16 protein-coding genes and 1 tRNA gene are annotated in these 21,092 nt (G+C 33.3%); 10 read left to right on the top strand and 7 right to left on the bottom strand.

The features are described from left to right. Positions 1-3: 3 nt before the first annotated feature. Entirely contained in the window at positions 4-2,649 is a 2,646-nt protein-coding gene (locus IPN31_06270) for a tetratricopeptide repeat protein (GenBank protein ID MBK8681499.1), read from the bottom strand. 85 nt (positions 2,650-2,734) lie between these two features. Between IPN31_06270 and IPN31_06275 the strand changes: the two genes are divergently transcribed. The 5 genes from IPN31_06275 to IPN31_06295 all read left to right on the top strand — a co-directional run bounded on the left by IPN31_06275 (position 2,735) and on the right by IPN31_06295 (position 4,737). Further along, the gene (locus tag IPN31_06275; GenBank protein ID MBK8681500.1) at positions 2,735-3,616 is read left to right on the top strand and encodes a M23 family metallopeptidase; all 882 of its coding nucleotides are present in this window, start codon (positions 2,735-2,737) and stop codon (positions 3,614-3,616) included. Positions 3,617-3,629: 13 nt separating this feature from the next. Then, positions 3,630-4,067: a polymer-forming cytoskeletal protein gene (locus IPN31_06280; GenBank protein ID MBK8681501.1), complete on the top strand. Its 438-nt coding sequence runs from the start codon at positions 3,630-3,632 to the stop codon at positions 4,065-4,067. Further along, a complete protein-coding gene (locus tag IPN31_06285; protein ID MBK8681502.1) occupies positions 4,012-4,257 on the top strand; it encodes an AtpZ/AtpI family protein in 246 nt (81 codons plus the stop codon). The genes IPN31_06280 and IPN31_06285 overlap by 56 nt, the downstream gene beginning before the upstream one ends. After that, positions 4,254-4,628 carry a hypothetical protein gene (locus IPN31_06290; protein MBK8681503.1) on the top strand — a complete coding sequence of 125 codons (375 nt, stop codon included), beginning with the start codon at positions 4,254-4,256 and terminating at the stop codon, positions 4,626-4,628. The genes IPN31_06285 and IPN31_06290 overlap by 4 nt, the downstream gene beginning before the upstream one ends. 36 nt (positions 4,629-4,664) lie before the next feature. After that, positions 4,665-4,737, top strand: a tRNA-Arg gene (locus IPN31_06295). Between the two features lie 70 nt (positions 4,738-4,807). Here IPN31_06295 and IPN31_06300 read toward each other — a convergent pair. The 3 genes from IPN31_06300 to IPN31_06310 form a co-directional block, all read right to left on the bottom strand. Continuing rightward, entirely contained in the window at positions 4,808-5,632 is an 825-nt protein-coding gene (locus IPN31_06300; protein ID MBK8681504.1) for a KilA-N domain-containing protein, read from the bottom strand. Positions 5,633-5,844: 212 nt separating this feature from the next. Then, on the bottom strand, positions 5,845-8,001 hold the full coding sequence (locus tag IPN31_06305; protein MBK8681505.1) for a S9 family peptidase: 2,157 nt from the start codon (positions 7,999-8,001) through the stop codon (positions 5,845-5,847). An 86-nt stretch (positions 8,002-8,087) separates the two neighbouring features. Further along, the gene (locus IPN31_06310) at positions 8,088-9,971 is read right to left on the bottom strand and encodes a CBS domain-containing protein (GenBank protein MBK8681506.1); all 1,884 of its coding nucleotides are present in this window, start codon (positions 9,969-9,971) and stop codon (positions 8,088-8,090) included. A 106-nt stretch (positions 9,972-10,077) separates the two neighbouring features. Here IPN31_06310 and ung point away from each other — a divergent pair, with 106 nt between their 5' ends. The 5 genes from ung (at position 10,078) to IPN31_06335 (ending at position 18,101) form a co-directional block, all read left to right on the top strand. Then, positions 10,078-10,761 (top strand): uracil-DNA glycosylase, encoded by a 684-nt coding sequence (gene ung, locus IPN31_06315; GenBank protein MBK8681507.1) that lies wholly within the window; start codon positions 10,078-10,080, stop codon positions 10,759-10,761. Positions 10,762-11,195: 434 nt separating this feature from the next. Further along, entirely contained in the window at positions 11,196-12,077 is an 882-nt protein-coding gene (locus IPN31_06320; GenBank protein ID MBK8681508.1) for a T9SS type A sorting domain-containing protein, read from the top strand. After that, a complete protein-coding gene (locus IPN31_06325) occupies positions 12,074-12,415 on the top strand; it encodes a hypothetical protein (protein ID MBK8681509.1) in 342 nt (113 codons plus the stop codon). The genes IPN31_06320 and IPN31_06325 overlap by 4 nt, the downstream gene beginning before the upstream one ends. Next, entirely contained in the window at positions 12,412-15,420 is a 3,009-nt protein-coding gene (locus IPN31_06330) for a hypothetical protein (protein ID MBK8681510.1), read from the top strand. Before IPN31_06325 ends, IPN31_06330 begins: the two co-directional genes overlap by 4 nt. A 206-nt stretch (positions 15,421-15,626) precedes the next feature. Next, a complete protein-coding gene (locus IPN31_06335) occupies positions 15,627-18,101 on the top strand; it encodes a T9SS type A sorting domain-containing protein (protein MBK8681511.1) in 2,475 nt (824 codons plus the stop codon). A 7-nt stretch (positions 18,102-18,108) separates the two neighbouring features. Here IPN31_06335 and IPN31_06340 read toward each other — a convergent pair whose 3' ends face one another. The 3 genes from IPN31_06340 to IPN31_06350 form a co-directional block, all read right to left on the bottom strand. Beyond that, positions 18,109-19,245: an efflux RND transporter periplasmic adaptor subunit gene (locus tag IPN31_06340; GenBank protein MBK8681512.1), complete on the bottom strand. Its 1,137-nt coding sequence runs from the start codon at positions 19,243-19,245 to the stop codon at positions 18,109-18,111. An 8-nt stretch (positions 19,246-19,253) separates the two neighbouring features. Further along, complete coding sequence (locus tag IPN31_06345) at positions 19,254-20,474, bottom strand: TolC family protein (protein MBK8681513.1); 1,221 nt, start codon at positions 20,472-20,474, stop codon at positions 19,254-19,256. A gap of 220 nt (positions 20,475-20,694) precedes the next feature. After that, on the bottom strand, positions 20,695-21,072 hold the full coding sequence (locus tag IPN31_06350; GenBank protein MBK8681514.1) for a GxxExxY protein: 378 nt from the start codon (positions 21,070-21,072) through the stop codon (positions 20,695-20,697). Between the last annotated feature and the right edge of the window lie 20 nt (positions 21,073-21,092).

The raw sequence follows: 21,092 nt of genomic DNA on the forward strand, positions 1-21,092 counted from the left end.
GCGTTATTTATTCTCCAGATAATTTTCATTAAAAAATAACTGGTAGGCATCTACATCTTTACTTTTATAAAATTGAATGTAATTACTTTTAGCAATTACCATAAAAATAATTCCTTCTGAATCTACATTCGTCAATATTTCAGCTTCGTTCTTTTTTACATTCGAATAATATTCTAATGCAGAAGAACTTTCAGGAAAAGATTTAATTAGTACCAATGTTTTTTCTTTACCCAACAACAATGAACTCAAGCGAAGATTTTTCAGATTATAATTTTTAGAATTAAATGAGGAGAGATTATTTTTTAAAGTGGTTGCTGCTTTACCCGCCACATTAATTACACCTATAAAGTAATGTTCTTCAGTTCCATTAAATACATATACCGTATTTGGATCTGTAATTTCCGTATCCTTCACCACCTTTTCAGAATAACCGAGTCCTAATAATATTTCTTTTGCTTTAATACCCACTTCATCTGTTGGGTAGGTAGCAACAATTTTATCTAATGCTTCTATAAATGCATCTTTATCTCCTGTTGTAGCAATTATCAATGCATTCAGCATATCAAATTTGGGCTTATAAGGATTTTCTTTAAATAAGCTATCTACAGCGGCCAAGCGGGCAGTAACTGTGGAATACGAACCTTCATTATAAAGATTTAATGTAGTGGTATAATATTCTTCCACCTCTGCATCTTTATTCATTTGTTTTGATAGATATTCAGGGTCACGGATAATATTTGCAAATAAACTTTCAGGATACTTTTCCAGAATTTTATTTTTATATGCATCTTTTTGTACACTTGCCGTTTCAATTAAATATAATTGATACAGCGATTGTAATTCAAATGAATTACCCGGATATTGATCTACATTTTCTTTAAAATTTGATCTTGCCTCTGTTAACTGATTAAAGCGCTGTTTGTAAACAACACCTGCGTTATATAAAGCAATTGCAATTTTTTCATTGGATGCTTTCAGTTTTGTTTCTGTATTTGGCAGACTGGCAATGATTTCTCCACGGGTAATTTTATCACTGTTTAAATCCACCGTTGTTTCTTCCGTTTTTTCACCTTCTGTTTTTTCTGTGGCAAATTCATCCGTTGAAGTTTTATCTCCACGGCGCCAATTGTCTTCCAATTTTCTAGTACCCCAAACTCTTTTAAATTCAGTAAATCCTTTTGATTTTAATAATGGATTGTAGAAATAAAAATCACCAGTACTTCCTGATGTTTCAGTTTTCACTTCTCCATCTTCTGATTCCAGGAATTGTTGGTTTTGAATTTTTTCCTCTTGTTCCGCCAACATTTTATCTAATTCTTTTTCAAGATCCCATTCATTCAGCGATGCTAGATATTGCAATCGTTTTTCAGTTTCTATAATTTTTAAATATTGTACAAGCTCTCCAAGCCCATCTCTGCGATCTAATGTTTGATTATAACGATCATTTGTTTTTTGTAAAGTAATTAGACAACTGTCGTAATAATTATAAGAGACAATATAATTCACATCCTGATAATAGATATCACCCAGCTTCATATAACTCATAGCTTTTTGATCAGGATCACTATCACCGTTGCGCACAGATAAATTTAAATAATCAATTGCTTGTTCTTTATCTTTTCTAGCCAGTTCTATTTCTGCCAACGAATAATATAGCAGGCTGTAAAATTCTTTATACTTTTCTGAAGTGGCCATTTCCTGAAGCGTCTTCAAAGTGGCAGCATCAGAAAAGCCATAATTATCCATACTGATTTTTGCAATGGCAAGTCGGGCATAGAAGTCTGTAATATAATCCGGCTTTAAAGCAATTACTTTTTTCAATGATTCAATTGCTTCGGGGTTTTCACCTTTTTGTTGATGCAATTGAGCGAGTATATAATTATATCTTGCCTTTAGTGCTTTGTCTTTGGTATTCTCAATTGCAAGTTCAATCGGAATTATTGCCCCTTCATATTGCCTTTGTTTCAAATATAAATCCGCTTCCACTGCATACAATTCTGCATACAATTTTTCAGGGAAATTTTTCTGCGCTTTAATCACACTCAATGCGGTTTGTGCTTCGGTATATTTTTTTTGTTCAATATAAGTGCGCACTATCCAAAGTGAAGCATCGTGATAGGAGGGTTGATGTTTGAAATTGTCGAAGAATTTCTTTTCGCCGGTATCTGGTTTTTTCTTTTTCTTCTTTTTACTGCTTTTAGATTTTTTCTTTTTTGGATCTGAATATTTAGAAACTACATATTGAAATGTTTTCAGTGATTCATCATATTCACCTTTATAAAAATTTGATTTGCCAATTAATAAATAGCTATCATCCACCCAATGACTTTTTGGATGTAATTGAATGGCAATAGAAGATTTTTTAATTATCTCATCATAAGAAGGAGCCATTGACTGCACCGATTGCTGATTACCGTATTTAAATACAGGCAGCAGTTCAGTAAAAATATCTTCCTGACCATCCCATTGCATTTTTTCATTTTGCTGCATCAGCAATTTTGCATTGAAGTATCCATTATCTCTTGCAGTAACATCGTGATAACCACGGCTGAGCCAATTATCTTTAGATGACTTTTTGGAGGAGGCACATGCAGATAGGTAAAAAAGGCTTAAAATTGCAATAGAAATATGTAGTGTATTACGTTTCAAAAATCGTTTTTAACTAATGAGTATATATAACCGTACTGCTACAAAAATATTTTAAAAAGGGCAGATTATTTAGATTTAAAAGGATATGGGTAAAACATCCACCGGCCGCAAGTCATGGTTTCAACAATTACGCAATAAATACAGGCTGGTATTGATGCATGATAAAACTTTTGAAGTGCGCACTTCGGTTACACTTACCACCTGGAATGTCATCATCATTTTAAGCACTGTATTCGTTGTACTCACCGCTTTGGTGTATTCCATTTTAGTGTTTACACCTTTAAAAAATTATGTGGTAGGATACTCGGAATATAATACTATGCGACAGATTGTTTCAAATTCGTCAACCACAGATTCGATGTTGCTCCAATTAAAAGCCTATGATATTTATTTTGAAAATTTACAACGCCGTTTAAATGGCGAATTGGACTCGGCACAATTTGCATTAATAATGGACTCAACAAAAGATTATACAGCCATAGATATCACTACAATTTCTGATCTGGATAAACAATTGAGAAATGATGTGGAAAAGGAAGACTTATTTAATTTATCGGCAAATACTGGTAGCGGTACTAGTAAAGAAAATTTTCGGTCGTTGTTATTTTTTCCTCCATTGAAAGGTACAATTACTTCAGAGTTTAATGTAAGTGAAGGTCATTTTGGAATTGATATAGTTGCCAAAGAAAATACACCAATTAAATGTTGTTTGGATGGAGTGGTAATAGCAGCATTCTGGAGTTTGCAGGCGGGGAATGTTATAATTGTGCAACATGATCACGGATTAATTTCGCAGTATAAACACAACTCGCAATTATTGCGCAAAGAAGGTGATGCTGTAAAAGCAGGGGATGTGCTTGCAATAATTGGTAATACAGGAGAACTGAGTTCGGGACCACATTTACATTTTGAGCTTTGGCATGAAAAAATTGCAATGAATCCCGCAGAATTTATTATCTTCAATTAAAATTTGAACTACAATGTTTGGTAATAAAAATGAATCAGAAATTCCAAATCCAAATGGTAAAGGAATGATTATTTCCAATCGTATAAATCAAGGCACTACATTTTCAGGGGAACTGGAAAGTGATGGTGATGTACGGGTGGAAGGAGTTATTAAAGGCACTGTGCGCACTTTGGCAAAAGTGGCTATTGGTGCATCCGGCTTAGTAAACGGAGATATTATTTGTAAAAATGCAGATATAGAAGGAAAGGTAAACGGCGATCTGGAAGTGGGTGAATTGCTTACCTTAAAAAGTACCTGTATTGTAGAAGGAAACATATATACGAACAAGATTGTGATAGAAAGCGGTGCCCGTTTTAACGGTATTTGCACCATGGGATCAAAAGATAAAAAAGGGAATGCAACAGAAGCCATCAAAGCCATCATCGAACCCGAAAAAGCGGCCGTTCGATAATTATTTAAAGTATTCCAACATTGCATTTCAGTTGGTGGCTGCTATTTTAATAGGAGTTTTCGGTGGAATAAAACTAGATGCCTGGTTGGGCACGGATCCGGCATTCACAATAATTCTTTCTTTGTTAGGTGTATTTGCCGGATTGTATCTTGTATTAAAAGAATTTCTTAAACCTCTCAAAAAAGAATGATCGCTTATTTAAAAAAATTTTTACCCTTTGCAATTGTGGTTGGTATCGCATTATTTCTGTTAGGTTTTGTAGATGAATTTAAACCTGCTATGGCGTTTGCATGGATTTGTTATGCGGTGTTTTTCTTATTGAGTGTGGGGACCTTTTATTTATTTTCAAAAAATATGCAAGGGCGATTTCAAAATTTTATGAATATTTATTTTTTGGGAATTGTGGTAAAATTATTTATCACCGGAGCCTTGGTGTTAATCTATAAACATTATTATCCCGACACATCCACACTTGCTTTTGCTGTTCCTTTTGCTTTAATATATTTCTCTTTTTTATTTTTTGAAACTGTGGCTTTATCAAAACAAAGCAGGAAGAAATAAAAAACTTATTGATTTACTTAAATTTGCAAACTTATTGGCCCCGTAGCTCAGTGGATAGAGCATCTGCCTTCTAAGCAGATGGCCGCACGTTCGAGTCGTGCCGGGGTCACTTTAAAAATAAAACTCTTTCAAATTTTTTTTTGAAAGAGTTTTTTTTATTGAATGTAAACCATCCTGTATTAGCTCAAATTTTTAAGTCTATTACTTTGCAACAAACTTTTCATTTGACTAATAGCAATAGAGTTCAGTTGCATTAAACGGTCAGACTGTTTCAATCCTTGATGAATGAGCACAGCATTTATACTTTCCATATTTGATAAAACAACTAACTGTTCTATTGTGGCAGCATCCCGAATATTGCCTTCTGCTTTTGGATTTGAATTTCGCCATTGTTTTGATGTAATTCCAAACAAAGCAACATTCAACATATCAGCTTCGTCAGCATACACAAAACTCACCTGTGTTTTACTTAGCTCTTTGGGTATCAAATTATCTTTTATAGCATCCGTATGAATATGATAATTCACTTTGGATAAAGTGCGTTGTAAATTCCAATTTAATTTTAATCGGTCATTTTCATCTGCTTTGAGACGTTGAAATTCTTTAAGCAGAAATAGCTTGAATTCAATAGAAATCCATGATGCAAATTCTAATGCAATATCTCTGTGTGCGAATGTGCCTCCATATCTCCCGGCTTTTGATGTGATACCAATTGCATGGGTTGTTTCTATCCATCTTTTGGGAGTCATAACAAAACTATTCAGCCCTGCTTGTTTTCTAAACCCGTCGAATTCGACGGGTTTAAAATTTGGGTTATACATGGTTTCCCAAAAACCTAACAACTCAATAGTATTTCTATTTCGAAGCCAATTTTTAATAATGTCATCTGTGTTGCTCGCATCCTTGTGTCTTGCAATATCTGTTAACGAAATATAATCACTTTTCAATCCACTGATAACAGCAATCTCAGTTCCTTTTACTAAAATTATTTTATTCTTATTCATGGTTCAGGATTTAAATATTTTTAAAACTTTTATTTTTCTTGCATGTAATTAAATCGAAATGAAGCAGTATAAATTTACTGAAGATTTATTTTAATATTGGTATAGAAATTACTCAAAATAAAAAACCCCGAAAATGTCCGAGGTTTTTTATTTTGAGAATACATTAAGTATTCAACTACAATTGCGATTTACTTTTTTTTAAGTTTTATTTATTACTCTGTAGATTTTATAAATTTTGTAATACCCATATTCCACATTGTAAAACTTATCAAATCTGCTTCTTCATCAATAATTTTTGTCAATGGTTTTCCACCTCCATGACCGGCTTGCACATCAATGCGAATCAACACCGGTTTATCACCTGCTTGCGCTGCTTGTAATGTTACTGCAAACTTAAATGAATGTGCAGGTACAACTCTATCATCATGATCACCTGTTGTAATTAATGTTGCCGGGTATTTTGTACCGGATTTAATATTATGCAATGGTGAATATTTAATCAGATAATTAAATTGAGATTCATCTTCACTGCTACCATATTCTACAGCCCAACCCCAACCCACTGTGAATGTGTGATAGCGCAACATATCCATTACACCTACTCTCGGCAATGCTACTGCAAACAATTCCGGACGCTGCACCATCACTGCACCCACTAATAATCCACCATTGGAACGACCATAAATTGCAAGCTTATCACTTGATGTATATTTTTCTGCAATTAAGTATTCTGCTGCAGCAATAAAATCATCAAATACATTTTGTTTTTTATCCAACATTCCTGCTTTATGCCATTCCTCTCCATATTCACTTCCACCTCTCAAATTTGCAACTGCATACACATAACCTTGTTCTAATAATGCAGCATTTGTTGTATTAAATTCCGGTTTGCGGGCGATATTAAATCCACCATAAGAATATAAAAAACAGGGATTGTTTCCATCTAATGTGATTCCTTTTTTATAAGTGAGAAACATCGGAATTTTTGTGCCGTCTTTACTCGGATAAAATACTTGTTTGGTTTCATATTGCGATGCATCAAAATTTACTTCACTCTTTTTATACAAAGTAGATTTAGCTGAAGCAATATCATATTTATAAATATCCGCAGGTGTGGTAAATGATGTGAAACTGTAATACACTGTGGTATCGTTTTGTTCACCATAAAATCCACTTACTGTTCCCAAACCCGGCATTGCAATTTCATTTTCTAAAGTACCTGTTCTCGAAAATTGAAACACAACAGAAGTTACATCTTTAAGATAGGTTGCAAATAATTTTCCACCTGCCGTTGCAACACTCTCCAACAATTCATTTCTTTCAGGAATTATTTCTTTCCAATTTTCCGGTGCCGGATTTTTTGGATCTACTAACACAACTTTATAATTCGGTGCATTATAATTTGTCATTACCAATAACATATCTCCTGCATTATCCAATATATTGTATTCCCAATCATATCCTGCAAAAAGAGTTTTAAAATTTCCGGATTTATCATTCAAGTATTTCCATAAAATTCCGGTGCCGCTGGTTCCTGCACTTTGAATAATAAATAAGAATTTTTCATCGTGTGTTGTTTGCACACTATTATAAATTCGTGGATTTATTTTATCCTGATAAATCAGTTTATCACTGCTTTGTGGTGTGCCTAAATTATGATAGTAAACTTTCTGACTTTCACTGGCAGCAGTGTAAGTTGCATTTGGATCCGGCTTATCAAATGCGGAATAAAAAAAACCATTTTGATACCATGCAGCACCACTGAATTTTGTCCATTCTATTTTATCTTCTAATTGTGTATTGGTTTCCAAATCCCTTACATACATTGCACTCCAATCACTACCCGCTGCACTTTGACTTATCACTGCATATTTCCTATCTGTTGAAAATCCTGCAATACCGGAAGTAACTGTACCATCCGTACTTAATGTATTCGGATCAATAAATAATTTTTCTTCACCATCCATTCCTATCTTATAATATGTAGCAGATTGATTTTGTAAGCCATCATTTTTATCATAGAAATAATATTTACCCGAGCGATAAGGTGTACTCATTTTCGGATAATCATTTAATGCCGTTAATCTTTCTTTTACTGCATTGCGATATGGAATTTTATCTAAATAATCAAAGGTTATTTTATTCTCTTCATCAATCCATGTGCGCACTGCGGCATCACTTTCATTTTCCATCCAGCGATAGGGATCTTTTATTAAGGTGCCAAAATAATTATCAACGGAATCCACCATTTTAGTTTCGGGATAAATCACCGCTCCCGGATCTTGCACAGATGTTTCTTTTGTGGAATTGCAAGAGAAAAGAAAAAATGCAGAACAAATAATTGTTCCTGTAAAAAAAATATTATTCATCATATATATTTATTAATTAATTGCAGTGAAAAGTGTTTAATTATTTTATCTATTTATTCGCAGCGAAGAATTTTTATAAATGCCTTTTAAGTCTTTATCATAGATAACCACCACAGCATATCCTTGCGTGTAACAATACCTACTAATATATCATCTGAAACTACAGGTAAGCTGGTAATGCTATTGGTTTGCATAAGATTTAATGCATTTTTAATAGTATCCTCCGGGCTAATAGTTATTACTTTTTTCTTCATAATACGATCCACTGTTATTTTATTTAAGGAGCCATGTTCCTGCATATATTCAATTACACTGTTGGCAGTTACCAAACCCACTAATTTTCCTTTTTTATCTTCAATTAACATGTGTCCGATTTTTTGCCATTGCATAATATAATTTACTAACTGAAGCAAATCTTCGGGAAAAACAGTAATTAAATTAGTACTCATTAATTGTTTTACGTACACCATTTTACTATATCGCTCTGTAACACTTTTTTTAGTATCAATAGGCTTCCAATCGCATACTGCATTTTTCTCCTGTTGTCGTTCATAAATATTTTGTGTAAGGGAAATTACTGCATCACTCTGGCCCATCACCTCTCGTAATTTTCTATAATTATTTACTTGCCATTGTGCCCCTGTATGTGTTTTTAATCTGCGTTCAATAATGCCAAGATATTTAATAATATCAGCCTCATCAATACCGGCTTTTCTTAAACCAATAAATGCAAGCGGCAATAATTCCTGTTCAATTAATTGTTTTGTAGAAATTTCTTTTCCTTTCCAGATTAATACAGATTCTACACCTGTTCTTGCTGCTTTAAAAAAGTTAGATTTCACATCTTTAAAATCAAAATGATTCCAAATATCAAATGCTTCTGCCGGTGGATTTATCATCAAGCCTGTCCAAAAAACCATATTGGCAATTTCATCCTGAACAGTGGGTCCTGCTGGAATATATCTGTTTTCTAAACGCATGTGTGGTTTGCCATTACTGATTCCATAACATAACCTATTCCAACTATACACTGTGCCATTATGCATGCGTAAAGAAAATAATTCAGGTACTTCGCCTTGCTTTAATTTTTTCATCGCATATTCTTCATGCTCCATAAAAAGCAATGGATGATAATTGGCAATATTATTTTTATATACTTCGGTAATACTATTTTTTATCCAATTCTCTCCAAATGTTACACGGCCTTTGCGTTCTCTTATTTCATCAATTGTTTTTCTTGTATCAATTGCTTGTTGAAATAATGCAATGCGTATTTCGCTCCATAATTCTTTGCCTAATAATAATGGTGAATTAGTAGCGGCGGCAAGTACAGGACCGGAGATAGCCAATGCCCAATTATAAGCGATGGCAAAATCCTTTGGATGTAACTGTAAATGACATTGAAAACTTGTATTACATGCTTCAAATAAAATATTATCGTGTCGCACATGTATTTCATCCAGGCCTTTTAAAAACAAATCAAATTTTAATCCTCTTGCTTTTAATAAAGCACCATTTAAATGCTCATATCTTTTCAATGGAGTAAGATATTCTAATGTAAGTTCATTGCGGGTAATAGAAGGTAAAATTCCAGCTATTACTATTTTATCATTATACTTTGCTGCAGCATTTTTCAGCACCAATAATTTCTCTTCTAATTGTTGTTGAATCAAGCTGAAACAATTGTGTTGCAATCGCAATGGATCCAAATTTATTTCCAGATTATAAGTAGCCAGTTCGGTAGTGATATAAGGATCATTTGCATCCGCTAAAATTTTCATAGCATCCGGTGCCGGTTTCCAATCTTCATTCACAATACATAATTCCTGTTCTGCACCAATGCGCCAAGTATCTGCTTCAAATAAATCATGATCCACCATGTATTCCAAAGCTTCCACATCTTCTAATAATTGATGAATAAACTTATGACGAACCTGTCTCGAAATATTTCCTTCTACCTGAATTCCCATAGCTTTTAATTTTTAAAAACAAGCGTTAAATATTGAATGATTTAAATCTCATTGGTGTGAAGTTATAAAGAAACTGTAAGTTAGCACACCAATGATTGAAGAGGAAATGCCAACAAAAATACCTGCGCTGGAATCCGGCTGGTTACATGCATTGCAACCGGAATTCAGCAAAGCATATTTCCTTTATATAAAAACTTTTTTGAAGTCTGAGATGAAAAATCAAAAACACATCTATCCCCCCGGACCGCAAATATTTAATGCATTTAATCAAACACCTTTTGATAAAGTAAAAGTGATAATTCTTGGTCAGGATCCTTATCATGGTGAAGGGCAGGCACATGGACTATCTTTTTCTGTACCTGATGGAATTAAACCGCCACCTTCTTTGGTAAATATATTTAAGGAGTTGCAATCCGATTTGCAAATTCCAATTCCGCAATCAGGAAATTTATCGCATTGGGCACAGCAAGGTGTATTCTTATTAAATGCAATGCTTACCGTAGAATCTAATCTGCCGGCAAGCCATCAAAAAATTGGTTGGCAATATTTTACAGATGCAGCCATAAAACAATTGAGTGAAAAAAAAGAACACCTTGTTTTTTTATTATGGGGGAAATTTGCGCAGCAGAAAAAAGTACTCATAGATGCTAATAAACATTTGATTCTTGAAGCTGCACACCCTTCACCTTTCTCTGCATATAATGGTTTTTTTGGCTGCAAACATTTTAGTAAAACAAATGCATATCTTGAACAACATAATTTAGAATTGATTAACTGGGAGATTAGATAATTTAATTGACAATAAAAAAAACTTAGACTATTGACTTTGACAAAATGCTATTTGCTGTTAGCTTTTGGCAGTTGGCTAACTTAGACTATTTAATAAATCCTAATTCCTAATTCTTTTTTCCCATCGTACAAGCAGGTTCCTCAAAACATTGCCTTGTGCGTTTGCCTTTGAGAACCTGCGTGAGTGATACTTAATTTTATTTTGTTTGAATTGTGATTAAATGGGTATTGAGTATCGAGTATTGAGTACAAAACTTTGCTATTTAAAATTGACAATTGACAGTTTTAATAACAGTTCAATTTATTCGCTTTCGACTTTGTATTTTTTCCGATTACACAGTTAGACGATTCCACAGTTACACTTTTTTTCAGTTCTTCATATACCGATTACTACATTCCACAAAATTTTAAATACCTTACATTAAATTTAAAAAAATGAAAAGATTTTTACTCCCTTTTATTCTCCTTTTTACAATTCAAATATTGCATGCACAACTCCCTCCATGGAACTTAGAATTTTATGTGTATCACCCAGATGGACAAACAGATACATTGTGGGTAGGCTGCGACGAAAATGCAACTGCCGGTTACGATGAAGGGTTGGATATTATTGACACCACTTTTAATACACCTATTGCCATCCGAGGTTTTAGCCAAGAAGTGGAAGATGAATTTAATTTTGGCACTTGCGTAAATCTAAAAAAAGATATCCGACCATTTGGCTACCCTGCCGAGTTTACTTTCTATATTCTGCATGATGAAATAAGTACTTCCGATTCCGTCTATTTAGGTTGGGATACTTCTATGCTAAATTATGAAGTAGGTGATTACTGGATAGAGGGAGCGATAATATTTGGTGTAAATGGATATATTGAAGGTATAGATGGAGAAACCTACCTAATTTTCGGTCGTGATGCTGTCGATTCAACTTTAAATATTTATGGTGAACAAACACCCATTTTTGTTATGGGAGAATATTTGTCTTGTATTCCGAATGCTTCGATTTCAATTATGAAAATATACCTTGAGGTATATTTTAAAGATTATGGAGTATTTATAAAGGATAATAAGTTAAATAATAAAAATCTAACTATTTATCCAAATCCATCGATAAATCAATTACAAATTCAATCAGAATTATTAGTTGCAATTCAAACTAATATTTATAATTTTTATGGACAGCTTATCGATACTATTTTAATTAAACCTGGAAAACAAGTATTTGACATTTCAAATTTTCCTTCTGGTATTTATTATTTAAGTATAGCAGAAGACAACTCAAACAAATCATTCACTTATAAATTTATCAAGTTATGAAAAAAACTTTATTAATTACATTGTCATTTTGCTTTTTGCTTAAAAGCGTTTTTTCTCAAGTAACAGACTATTCCTATTATGGTAGCTCTGTAACCCCTAAAGGTGATTTACATACACTCATTGTTTTTATCGGATTAGACGATGCTACAAGCGCAGATGATTACGACAATTGGGATTACAATGATTTACCGGAATGGGCAAAAGGAGATTATAATGAGGTATTTGATACAGATGCTACTCAGATACATACTGTACGCAACCTTACAAGTTATAATCATACGATGAGTAATGGAGCATTTACAATTACCGGAGAAATATATCCTGAATTGAATAAATGATAAAACTCAGAAGTAGAATATCACTTTTAGTAATTACATTTTTAGTGAAGTGTACTTTGCTGATTTCTACTTTAGTTGCACAAAATAATTTATACTTTGAATCCATCGCTTCTCCGGGAATTTATACACCGGTTACCCGTGCTTTAGCGTTTGACGCAAACGGTTATTTATATTCAGGAACTAATGATGGATTGTATAAATACAATGGGTTTATATTCAGTAAATACCCCACAGCATCATCGGGTAATTTATCTTGTCCGGTTAATAATATTCGTGCATTGTTGTTTGATGGTTCCTCTATGTGGATTGGTGGCAGTGAAGGATTGGCAAGATTAAACACAAATACAAATGAGTTTAAGGAAATAAATTTAAATCTTCCTGAAAAGCAGAAATTGGTAAAAACAGTTCGGGTGTTGGCGCAATTAAATGATAGTGTAATTTGTGCCAGTACATCCACAGGTATTTCATTGATTAATATGCATACAAACATTGCTTCTTATTTTTCAATGCCCGAAGAGTTTAATGCAAGTGGAAAAAATATAGTGCGCTCGCTATTTTTAGATCCAAATGGAAAGCTATGGATTGGTACTGAATCACAAGGTATTTTTATTTTTGATACAGAGGTTGGCGAAATATTTATGGGTTCAAAATATTATCCCGCTTTGAATCAGTTTTCGGAATCCGTTGTAAGCACAATTTCAAATTATGTAAACGAGAATTTCATTTTTTCTGCCGATGATATTATTTATCTTTTTAATTATCAGCAAGGCAGTTGTAGTTTATTTTTTGATGAAAAGCATTTGCAAACTGATTTTCAATCTGCTATAAAAAAAATCCAAAAAGTAAATGCAGATGGAGACTTACTATTAATAACATCCGATGAAGGTTTGTATTATTTTAATGCAAACCATAATACATTACAGCAATATAGTTATGATGCCCGTTGGTATAATAGTTTGAAGGAAAATTATTTGAATGATATAGTGGTTGGCGGCGATGGCATGTTTTGGCTTGCAACAGAAAATGCAGGTATTATTAAATGCAATACATGGTATTCTAAATATCAATTTGCTCTTTTACCACAAATCGGTTCTAATAATTTTGTGGTAAGTGTTAATGATATAACTACACTTGCTGGTGATGTTTGGTTAGCTACTTCCGAAGGTTTGATTCAATATAAAAAAGATAATACTTTCAAAACATTTAATAGTAATTCTGTTTTTTCGGAGTCTTACATGCAGTATATTCATGTGCTTGATAGCAATCATTTAGTATTTCAGGTATGGATGGATGGCGTTGGCGAATTTGATCCTACAACAAACACATTTTCTTATTTACAACATCCAAATAATTCGGGCAATAGCAATGCACCTGTTTTTGATTGGTTGAGTTATGTGGATGAAAATCAAAATTATTATCTCGCAGATTTTGATGGCAATTATTTGCGTTGCAATTATACCAGTAAACAAGTGGATACTTTATTTACAGCGGATGAAGTGGACTTATCGTTGCCTGTTGTAATTCCACAAAATGAAAATATTTTATGGATATTTTCTTCATCAAAACTGTATAGATATGATATGCAAAAAAAGCAATTGAATCAAATTGCAGAGGATGGGTTTGGCAATACTTTGCCTCCTGTTTCATTTCAGGAAGATATTATTGTGCGCACTAATGGAGTTGTATATCTCAGTTCTGATGAGGGTTTCTTTAAATATGATTATACTGAAAATAAGTTGAAACATTTTACAACGAATGATGGATTGCCTTCAAATAATTGTTATTCGCTGTTCGAAAATCCGGAGGGCAAATTATATATTTCTTATAAAGATGGTATTGTAGAATATAATGAAACAACAGAAAAATTTGTTGTGATTCCATTGCCACTTTTAGTTGCTTCATCACCAACTCCACATTATGATGGAAACTATTTTTATCAGGGTGCAGATAATTGTTTTGTAAAAGCAAATATCAAGGACCTGCAACCCAATACATATAAACCCCAATTGAGAATACTTTCATTTACTGCCGGCGATAAAATTATTTCTTTAGCCGATTTATCAAAACCAATTTTATTAAAGTATTCTGATTTCCCAATTGTCATTAATTATGAATTAATAGATTATGTAAATGATGCAAATAATATTTTGCAGTATCAATTATCAGGATGGGATAATAGTTGGATTGATGATGATAACCGGAATATGAAAGCACTATATTCTAAAATTACACATGGGGAATATAACTTTCAATTGCGCAGTAATAACCCATCCGGCAACAGCGAAATATTATTGGAAATACCCTTTGATGTATTAGCTCCATTCTGGCAAACGCCATGGTTTATTGCAGGTGTAATTCTATTTTTATTGGCGGTGCCGTATAGTATTTATCGCTATAGAATAAATGAATTAAAGAATATTCATAACATGCGCAATAAAATTGCATTAGATCTGCATGATGAAGTAGGTAGCTCACTGAGCAGTATTAAAATGTTGAGCGAAATGGCAACACAACAAGTGGATAATAAAAATTTGCTGGAACGCATTGGAAATAATGCAGGTGAATCTGTAGATAAAATGCGGGATATAATCTGGATGATAAATCCGAAGTATGATCAGATTGAAAATTTGGGTAACCGAATGGAAAAATTTATTGCAGAAATATGCAATGCAGCCGGTATTGAATACACTTTCGAAAATACATTAAATACACAAATTAAATTGCAGATGAATCAGCGAAAAAATACTATTCTGATTTTGAAGGAAGCTGTTCATAATGCAGTAAAATATTCTGAAGCTACACATTTGCATGTACATTTATCGCAATCAGGAAAAGTGTTACAACTAGAAGTAAAGGATAATGGTATTGGATTTAATAGTGAAATAATTGAACCCGGAAATGGTTTGGATAGTATGCAAAAAAGAGCAGAGGAATTAAAGGGAAGTTTACACATTATTTCATCTCCCGGAAACGGTACTGTGGTGTTGTTGAAATTTGGCTATTAGCTTTTGGCCATTTGCATTTGGCGGATTACTTAGACTATTGACTTAGACTATTGACTGGACATTAACAAAAAACTTATTACTGATTACTCACTACTCACTACTCACTACTCACTATTCACAACTCACCATTCACTACCCGATTCTCACAACCATTTTTCTATTATATTTGACTCGCTGCTTGCCATCAACTTTAAACTTGATGATTTATGCAACTCAACCTTCTCCTCCTTCTGGCGAGCATCTCATTTACAGTATGTAGCCAAACTATTGACGACGAACGCACTGTTAACTGGCACAACGTCGGCCTTACAAACAGTTGTAATTCTCCTACGCAAATTATAAATTTTTTAGATGCAGGCGGAAGCGGCGATGGTGCTTCTCCTAATGATGCAGTAATGAATACTGTCCTCGCTTCTATCTCTTCCGGAGTTACAGTTATTTATTTTCCTCCCGGAAATTATTTTTTTCAATCATCAATTAGCCTGCAAAGTAATACAATAATAAAAGGTGCAGGTGCTGAAAGTACTACGCTCACTTTTGATCTTAATGTACCTTCTGATGCAATTATAATTAAAGGCGGTGAATCTGCTACTTATTCTTTTTGTACAAATAATATTTCGAAAAATGCACATACACTTCCTTTAGAAGATGCAGGTGATTTTGATATCGGTGATTATGTGGAATTATTCGAACAAGATGGAATGCTTGTTACTAGTGATTGGGCAATAAATACAACTGGACAAATTTTTAAAATTGAGAATATCATTGGTAATACTTTATATGTAGATGCCGAAGTGCGCAGAGATTTTTTTACTTCCAGATCAGTAGAAGTGAAGAAATTAAATCCTAAAATAAATGTGGGTATAGAAGAACTTACTATTATCCGACAGGATGAAACCACTAAAAATTATTCTAATATTTATTTTAAATATGCTGCCGAGTGTTGGGTGCGGGGTGTTGCAAGTTATGAATGTAATTATGCGCATATAGAACTGCATACTACCACACATTCCGAAGTTTCCGGTTGCTATATTCAGGATGCATTTGATTATGGTGATGGTGGTCGTGCTTATGGTGTTGTAGTGCATTATACTTCAGGAGATAATCTGGTTACTGATAATATTTTTAATCATTTGCGTCATAGTATGTTGTTGCAAGCAGGGGCAAATGGAAATGTGTTTTCTTATAATTATTCTATCAATCCGCATTGGTCAGATACATGGCTGCCTTCATCTTCTGCAGGTGATTTAGTATTGCATGGAAATTATCCTTACGCCAATTTATTTGAAGGCAATACGATACAAAATATTGTGATTGATGATTCGCATGGTGGCAATGGCAAGTACAATACTTTCTTTCGCAATCGTGCTGAACTCTATGGTATTTTTATGAGTAGTTCTTCTGCCGGTGGATATCAAAATTTTGTTGGAAATGAAATAACAAATAGCGGTTCCTTACTTGGATTATATAGTTTAAGTGGTAGTGGACATTTTGAATATGGCAATAATAAAATAGGTACTATAATTCCTTCCGGAACTTCTGATCTTTCTGAATCTACATTATATATTGCAAGCCCTGATGCATTTTATTTAACAGAATCTGAATTTCCTCCAATCGGTACACCACAGCCATTTAATAATTTTTTAATTGAATCTGAAATGCGTTACACCGAAGACTTGCTTACAATGTCTGACGACTGTAATTCAAAAATAATTTTAGTTGAAAGCACGGATAACACTTCTTATTGCAATGGTGATTCTATAAATATACATTTTGTTGTTGCCGGATTATTTAATCCGGAAAATATCTTTCGTGTGCAATTGATAAATAGTGCTGATGAAACGGATGTAATAAATTTGATTGGTGATGTATCAGCTAATGAAATCATTTGCAATGCATCAGGTATAGCAACGGGCAATTACTATTTACGCATTGTTGCAAATAGTCCGTTTTCTATTGGAACAATTTCAGAAAATACAATTGCGATTGGAAATAATTCTTCTACCGCAATCACAGAAACTATTGATGAAGGTTCTTCTTATACATTGCCAGATGGTTCGCTTACTTCAACTGCAGGAACCTATGTATTTAATTATACAAACACATTCGGTTGCGACTCTATAATCACAGTTACTCTCAACATTAATTCTGTTTGTGCTATTCCCTCCGGAATGAATGTATTGTTCACCACTGCCACAACAGCAAAAATCTATTGGACAGCCGATGAAGATGCAGCATTGTATCACTTGCAATACAGAGTTGAAGGAACTACTACATGGCATAAGAAATATTGCTACTCCTCAAGTAAATTAATAATCGCTTTACTTCCTTCTACAACCTATCAATATAAAATCCGTGCAAAATGTGGTGGCGAATGGACTGATTTTTCTGCAATTAATACATTCACTACTCTTGAATTGCGTAAAGGAGAAACTCTTGCAGAGAATTCTCTTGTTGTTTTTCCAAATCCCGGTGATGGATTGTTCGCCGGAAATTTTATGAATACAGATGAAAGTTATCGGATAGAAATTACAAACATCAACGGAACAAAAGTTTTTAACGGAATATTTTCCGGCGAAATATTTCAGATTGATTTGCGAGGCTATTCATCCGGGTTGTATTATCTACAATTAATTACCGATGATGGGTCAATAATTACCCAACCAATAATCGTTAATTAAAAACAAATTATTCTTCTCCCATATTTTTCATTTTCATAAGTAAAGTATAAGCACCTTTTGTAACAAATATTTTATCACTCATTTGGGTACTATCAGGAAAAGTGATTTGAGTAAAACCATGTTCGGAGTTTTGAGTTGTAACTTCTTGCATTAAGTATTTTTTGTTTTCAGTTTGTTTAAAAACATACTGCTTACCTTCAAAGCGTACCAAACCTTCATCAGAAATAGCATAAGCATTATGAGAAGCTACATCTACTTCGGCATTCATATACATTCCTGGAATCAGCGATTTATCGTATTGCTCAAAGTGGCAATGTACCGTAACGGCTCTTTCATGCGATAAATCTTTTCCAATTAAAATGATTTCGCATTCATATTTTTTATTTGGTTGATTGTTGTTGTAAGCAATAATTTTTTGTCCAATAAAAAGTTTATCAAAATCTTTTTCAAAAACAGTTAACGCCAAATGAATATCATCAGGATTTACCAGCTCAAATAATACATCAGTTGGTGCAACATATTTTCCGATATTCATATTCACATGTGTTACAAATCCATCAATAGGTGAAGGAATATTTATACTTCGTGAAATTGTATTTTCATTGAGATTATCGGGATTGATATTGATGAGCTTTAGTTTTTCTGACAATGAATTAATCAGCACTTTTTGCGCAATATATTCTGCTTGTGCAGTTTCAAACACTTTATCGCTACTGGACTTGCTTTGGTTTAAATCTTTCTGTCGCAAGTATTCTTTTTCAATGGAAGTAAAATGCGCATTAGCTGTAAGATAATCCTGTTGCAGTTGAATATATTGCTGGTCTTCCATTATCGCAATTATCTCACCTTTGTTCACATGCATACCTTCCAACAGTTTTGTTGATTTTAAATATCCGCCCAAAGGCACACTTATAGAAACCATGTTTTGTGGTGGCACTTCAATTACACCATTTACTTTTAATATTGAAGAAATTTCCTGTTGCTCAAGCTTTCCGGTTTGTATATCCGAATTTTTTAATTGTGCATCTGTGAGTTCCACTGTGTTTTCTGTTAAGTTTTCTGAAGTGCTTTCATTTAAATTTTGCTTGCTTCCGCAAGATGCAAGAATTGCAAACGCTATTGATATGATGAATATATTTTTCATTACTAAAATTATTTAGAAGTTAAGAAGTTGAGATGAATGATAGCTTGATTCAGATCGTTCACCGAATCGATATAGTTACTTTGAATTGAAATTGCATTATTAATCAGCATGGTCCATTCCAGATAATTGATGTCGCCATTTTCAAATTGTTTTGTTGCTGTTTCACTTATAATGTCTGCATTTCGCAAAGCTGTTTCTTCAAAATACTTTACAGTTGCCAATTGAATTTCATATTTTTTAAAAGCGCTTTCATACTCTGATATTAGTGTTTGTTGTCCGAGTCGAAAATTGTTTTCACTAATTAATTCTAATGATTTTGCAGCATCTATATTTGCTTTTTGTGCACCAAAGAATAATGGAATTCCAATGCCAAACTGCACTGAACTAAACCGTTCTGATTTTGGATAGAACAAATCATCTGCTCCCATTCCCTGTTGGCTCATATTATTATAAGCGAGTTGTAAATCGGGGAGTAGTTTTGATTTTTGTAACTGTGTATTCACCATTGCAACATTTTTTTCTTGTTCCAATAATTGTAACGACGGATGATTGTTTATAAATGAAGTATCCGCAATTGCATTGAAATTCATTTTTGTATTATTAGCCGAAGGCAAATACACTATTGTGGTATTCAGCAATAATTGAAATTGCATTTGTAAAATTTCAATGTCTTGTTGAATTTGTTTTAACTGTATGGCTATTTGTCCACGTTGTGTTTCAGCGGTTGTTTTTTCCAGTATATTGCTTTCGCCTTTTGCAAAACGCAGATTTGCTTTTTCTAAAAATGCTGCATATACACTGTCTATTTTCATTAAGATATGTTGCTTCTCATTCATATAGATAATCTGATAGAAAACCTCACTCACTTGTTTTTTTAACTCCGCTTCCTTTAATGCAATGTGCAACACACTTGTTTTATAGTTTTCATTTTGCAGAGATTTTTGTTTTGCATAAACAGTCGGGAAACTAATTGACTGCGCAATTCCAAACTTGTTATCTGAAAAAGCCGAATTAAATTGCCCGAATTCACCAATCAAATTTGTTTGCGGAATATCAACGGCTGTTGCTTTTAATTTTTTTTGATATTCGGAGTACAACTTTTCATTTCTTACAGATAAATTATTATTCAATGCAGTATCAATTGCACTCTGTAAACTGATAGTTTGTTGTGCTGATGCAATGCCGCTGAGAAGGCATATTATCGTAATAATTATTAAATACTTTTTCATTAGTTATTTTTTACTCAAGATTATTTTTATATTATTTATATGTGCAAATCTCCGTGATCTGCGGGCTATAATTCTCCCGCAGATTTCGCAGATAACCGCAGATGCTATTTTTATATAAGTCATTTTTTTAATTTATTTATCTGCGTAAATCTGCATGATCTGTGGGCTGTATTTCTCCCGCAGATGTCGCAGATAACCGCAGATGCTTTTGTGAGCCTTTTCATAAATTGTTTACTTTTCTGTGGATTGATTCGGAAATATTCTCACTGTTGAAATTAACCAGGATTCCAAGTTTTAGCTTTGTCAATTTTAAATATGTGAGAATTTGTTTGTGATGTACTTTAGCAAGTTCTTCTACTGATTTAATTTCAATGATGACTTTATCTTCTACCAAAATATCCAAGCGAAAACCTACATCTAAATATTGTCCGTCATATATTACAGGAATAGGTTGTTGCGCTCTTACATGGAGTCCGTCTTTCTTTAATTGATAAAGTAAGGCAGCTTCATATACATTTTCAAAAAGCCCTGGACCAAGTTGATTATATACTTCAAAGATGGCTCCTCTGATTTTGTATGATATTTCATTTTCTGTCATAGTGATAAAATTTTAAGTGT

The sequence above is a fragment of the Bacteroidota bacterium genome, from assembly GCA_016715425.1.
GTDB lineage: Bacteria > Bacteroidota > Bacteroidia > Chitinophagales > BACL12 > JADKAC01.